The sequence below is a fragment of the Streptomyces sp. NPDC054840 genome, from assembly GCF_053611065.1.
This window is the reverse complement of record NZ_JBSGZP010000673.1, coordinates 1-3,930: the sequence shown is the minus strand read 5'-3', so window position 1 is coordinate 3,930 and position 3,930 is coordinate 1. Positions and strand designations below refer to the sequence as shown.

Annotated in this window: 3 protein-coding genes; 1 reads left to right on the top strand and 2 read right to left on the bottom strand. The window is 70.7% G+C overall.

Annotated features, from left to right (window positions below):
- Positions 1 to 66: 66 nt before the first annotated feature.
- Positions 67 to 1,608, bottom strand: coding sequence for a nucleobase:cation symporter-2 family protein (locus ACWGIU_RS31990; protein WP_453711608.1), 1,542 nt, complete (start codon positions 1,606 to 1,608; stop codon positions 67 to 69).
- Between the two features lie 612 nt (positions 1,609 to 2,220).
- Complete coding sequence (locus tag ACWGIU_RS31985) at positions 2,221 to 2,916, bottom strand: TerB family tellurite resistance protein (RefSeq protein WP_453711607.1); 696 nt, start codon at positions 2,914 to 2,916, stop codon at positions 2,221 to 2,223.
- Positions 2,917 to 3,088: 172 nt separating this feature from the next.
- Here ACWGIU_RS31985 and ACWGIU_RS31980 point away from each other — a divergent pair, with 172 nt between their 5' ends.
- A complete protein-coding gene (locus tag ACWGIU_RS31980; RefSeq protein ID WP_453711606.1) occupies positions 3,089 to 3,847 on the top strand; it encodes an SDR family NAD(P)-dependent oxidoreductase in 759 nt (252 codons plus the stop codon).
- Positions 3,848 to 3,930 lie beyond the last annotated feature (83 nt).

Genomic DNA, 3,930 nt, shown 5'->3' with positions numbered 1-3,930 from the left:
CGGAGAGAGCGACGGCCGCTCGCCCGGTCGCCGGTCCGGGCGAGGGGTCAGCACCCGTTGGGAGGATCAGGACGCGGACGGGGACGGCGCGGGGTCGGCGTCGTCCGCCTTCTCGGCCGAGGCGGCGGGGGCGGCGGCCTGGGCCGGTACCGCCGCGGGGGCCTCGGGGGCGGTGGCGTCCGAGCCGGGCGCCGTGTCGACCTCGGCATCGGCGAGGGCCTGGGCTCCCGCCTCCGGGGCGTCGTGGGCACCTTCCTTGCCCAGGCCGTTGAAGACCAGGTTGAGGACGATGGCGGCCGTGGCACCGAGCGTCACGCCGCTGTTGAGCAGCGAGGACAGGTCGGGGTCCATGTGCTTGGTGAAGAAGACCGGGACGGTCGCGGGCAGCAGGGCGAAGGCGAGGGAGACGCCGACGATCAGCGCGTTCTTCTCCTCCTTCAGGTCCACCTTGGCCAGCGTCTGGATACCGGCCAGGGCGACCATGGCGAACATGACGGTCGCGGCGCCGCCGAGGACTCCGTGCGGGACGGCGGCGACGATCGCGGCGGCCTTGGGCAGCAGACCCAGGACGATCATGAAGACACCCGCGGCGACCACCACGAACCGGCTCTTCACCTTCGTCATCCGCACCAGGCCGACGTTCTCGGCGAAGGCCACGTACGGGAAGGAGTTGAGGACACCGCCGAGGGCGGTCGCGGCGCCGTCGGCGCGCAGGGCGCGGGCCACGGTCTCGCTGTCGACGTCCTTGCCGACGATGTCACCGACGGCGTAGGTGTCTCCGGTCGTCTCGACCATGGTGATCAGCATGACGATGAGCATCAGGACGATCGGGAACCACTCGAACTTCGGGGCACCGAAGTGGAAGGGGGTGGTGACGCCGATCCACGCGGAGTTGCTCACGTCGCCGAACTTCGCGTCGCCGAGCAGGAAGGCGACGGTGGTGCCGACGACCAGGCCGAGGAGGATCGAGATGCTGGAGAGGAACGGCTTGCCGATCTTCATCAGGATCAGGATGAAGAGCATCGTGCCGCCGGCGTAGGCGAAGTTCTTCGGGTCTCCGAAGTCGGGGCTGCCGAGGCCGCCGGCCGCGTCGTTGAGACCGACCGGGATCAGGACGATGCCCAGCACGGTGATCACCGTGCCGGTCACGACCGGCGGGAACAGCCGCATCACCGTCCGGAACGCCTTGGCCGGCAGCCAGGCGAAGGCGAAGGTGGCGATACCGGCGGTGATCACCGCACCGTAGATGACGAGCAGGGCGGCGGTGCCGCCGCCGGCCCCGAGACCGATGGCGATCATCGGAGAGACCGCGGTGAAGGTCACGCCCTGGATCAGCGGCAGGCGCGCGCCGATCCGGCCGATGCCCCAGGCCTGGATGATCGAGGCGATACCGCAGGTGAAGAGGTCCGCGTTGATCAGGTAGACGAGCTGTTCAGGGCTCAGCTTCAGCGCGTTGCCGACGATGATCGGGACGATCACCGCGCCGGCGTAGAAGGCGAGTACGTGCTGGAAGCCGTACAGCGCGAGCTTGGGGAGGGGGAGCACCTCGTCGACCGGGTGCGTGCTCCGCTCTCCGTCGGTGGAAAGCCGGGCGGCGACACGTGCCATCTCAGCCTTGCCCTTCAAGGTAGGTAAGTGAGAGAAGATCTGGTGGTCCCTGGGCGCAGTGGGTCGCTAACCCGTTGGTACGCCAGGGTTGTCAGTGCGTTCACGTCGAGGCGAATCAAAGCCGCGCCGTGTTGACGGCGCCGTCTTGTCGTGTGACCGGAATTGAACGCCTGTGGGGGGCCTCACAGGTATCGTCGACTTCGACAAACTGTTGACGTTCTGGCCTGCCCGATCTGTAGGTTTCTCCAGTGGTGCGCCGTCCTCGGCGGGGGTATGCGCGCGGGGGTTCGGCGCCAGGTGTTCCTGCCGCGCGACCGGGCACTACAGGCGCCGTGACGTGCGGATATGGACTGCGCGGCCGTTCGGAGGGCACATTCGAAGGCACCGTTCCGGCTGTCCGACTGGTGGACACATCGGGCGTGGAGCGTGCGCCCGCACCCTTCACGGGGTGTTCACGCGTCCCGAAACAGACCCTGTGAGGCCGGATCGTTACGTCGTGGAGGGCCGTTTCGGACGGAACGGGCCCCTCCGGAGTCCACGGACCGGACACGGAACGGCCCCGCGCGATGAATTCGCGCAGGGCCGCTCGTGTGGGATCCGTGGAACACCCCCTCAGGGAGCGCGCACCGCCGACAGCAGTCGGGTCACCTCGTCCGTGTCGATCCGCAGCGCCGAGCCGACCGTCGCGAGCACCTCTCGCTCGGCCGGGGTGTACGGGCCGTCCGCGAGCGCGATGCGGGCCCCCTGGAGCAGGATCGATTCACGGCCCGGGCCGGCCAGGTGCGGGGCCAGTGGTTCCAGGGCCTCGTGGAGCTCTATCGACAGCGCGGCCCCGCAGCACTCCGGGACGTCGTACAGCCCGAGCCGTCCCTCGTCCGTGGACAGCGCCTCCACGAGGGACTCCAGCTGCTCCTCGGTGCAGTCCTGGAAGCCCGCGGCCCGTACGGCGCCCACCGCGGCCTCCAGCGCGCCGCGCGAGGCCGTCCCGCCCGCGGTGAGCACGGCCAGCGCCACGGTGTGCACGGCGTCGCGCAGGAGGGCCGTGAAGCGGGTCGTGGTGAGGTGGTCCAGGACGTCGGTGGCGAAGCGCGCACGGCAGCCCTGGCACTCGATGACAGGCCCCGCCTGCCCCCGGGGCAGCAGCGGCACCCCGAGGACGGTGAACCGGCGCCTCCCGGTCCGCCTGCGGTAATTGCGGTCCCCACCGCAGGCGGGGCAGAAGAACTCCCCGTCGCCCACGGTGCTCCAGGTGGTACGGGTGCCCCAGACCGTCAGCTTCCGGCCGTCCCCACCCCGAACTGGCAGCACGTCGCACCTCCGTAACCTTCCGGCAACATCGCCGGGTTGGCGTGATGTTAGCCACATCGATGGGGATGCGTCAGTCGTGTGACAAGACAACATGTCCCGGGCCCCGGACTTGGCCGGTCTGCGTCCCCCGGCGTCCCCCCACCCCCTGCCCGCCCCCTCTAGGGTTCGCCGCATGAACGAGAAGTCCTGTCTGGTCACCGGCGCCGCGAGCGGGATCGGCCGGGCCACCGCCCTGCTGCTGGCCCGTTCCGGGGCCCGGGTGACCGCGGCCGACATCAATGGTTCCGGGGTCGAGGCCCTGCGTACGGAACTGGCCGCCGAGGGGTACGCGATCACTGCGGTCACCGGTGACGTCGCCGATCCGGAGGCCAATCGCGCGATGGTCGCGGCTGCCGTCGGGGCCTACGGGCGCCTGGACGTCGCCGTGGCCAACGCCGGGGTGCTCCCCCTGTCCGACGTACGGGAAACCAGTCCGGAGGACTGGGACCACGTCATGGCGGTCGACGGCCGCGGCATGTTCCTGACCTGCAAGTACGCCATCGAGGCGATGACCTCGCAGCAGCGCCCCGGTGGGGCTCTGGTCTGCGTGTCGTCGATCTCGGGGGTGGCCGGGCAGGCCCGCCAGGCCGCTTACGGGCCCGCGAAGTTCGTGGCGTCGGGGCTGACCAAGCACCTCGCGGTGGAGTGGGCCGCGCACGGGATCCGGGTCAACGCGGTGGCACCGGGAACCATCCGTACGGAGCGGGTGATCGCGCTGCGGGACGAGCCGGGCGGACCGGAGTACCTGTCGGAGATGACGGGGGCGCATCCGATGGGACGGCTCGGAGAGCCGGAGGAGGTGGCCCGCGTGATCGCCTTCCTGGCCTCGGACGCGGCCTCGTTCGTGACGGGCGTGATCCTGCCGGTGGACGGCGGCTACCTGGCCCGCTGAGCCCGCCCGCCCTCCCGTCGGCCGGCCGGCGGGCGGGTGGACGACGGCGCCCCGCCCGCTTCCCGGAGGAAGGGGGCGGGGCT

Coding starts and splice junctions, on each gene's coding strand:
- ACWGIU_RS31990 (WP_453711608.1), bottom strand. CDS start 1,608: ATGGCACGTGTCGCCGCCCGGCTTTCCACCGACGGAGAGCGGAGCACG.
- ACWGIU_RS31980 (WP_453711606.1), top strand. CDS start 3,089: ATGAACGAGAAGTCCTGTCTGGTCACCGGCGCCGCGAGCGGGATCGGC.